Origin of the sequence: Marinobacter sp. BW6, from assembly GCF_008107725.1 — a bacterium.
In the GTDB taxonomy this organism is placed as follows: Bacteria; Pseudomonadota; Gammaproteobacteria; order Pseudomonadales; family Oleiphilaceae; genus Marinobacter.
In genome coordinates this window covers 1-450 of sequence record NZ_VIRN01000076.1, presented here as the reverse complement: position 1 = coordinate 450, position 450 = coordinate 1, and the positions used below count along the sequence as shown (strand labels likewise).

Here is a 450-nt window from a genome sequence, read left to right as displayed (position 1 = left end):
GAGGCGCCGCTTCGGGGCGGCGAGACTCTTTACTACATCAGCGGAATGCGGCTAGATCCCGCTGCCATCGCTTGGGCTCGAATGGGAGACGTATCATGATCGGCTGGTTCGGCAGAGACAAGAACGAAAGGCCTTTACCCAAAGAACATGGCCCGTTGAGCGCCGCCATCGGCGGGGCGTTGGAGATCGATTTCCTCTCCCTCGAAGCCGATGCTTTGGCCGGCCGGCCGGCCAAAGCATCGGCTTCGAGGGAGAGGAAATCGATCTCCAACGCCCCGCCGATGGCGGCGCTCAACGGGCCATGTTCTTTGGGTAAAGGCCTTTCGTTCTTGTCTCTGCCGAACCAGCCGATCATGATACGTCTCCCATTCGAGCCCAAGCGATGGCAGCGGGATCTAGCCGCATTCCGCTGATGTAGTAAAGAGTCTCGCCGCCCCGAAGCGGCGCCTC

Annotated in this window: 1 protein-coding gene; it reads right to left on the bottom strand. The window is 60.9% G+C overall.

The annotated features are described in order from the left end of the window. Nucleotides 1-37: 37 nt before the first annotated feature. Nucleotides 38-355, bottom strand: coding sequence for a hypothetical protein (locus tag FMN52_RS20125; protein WP_205424974.1), 318 nt, complete (start codon nt 353-355; stop codon nt 38-40). Nucleotides 356-450 lie beyond the last annotated feature (95 nt).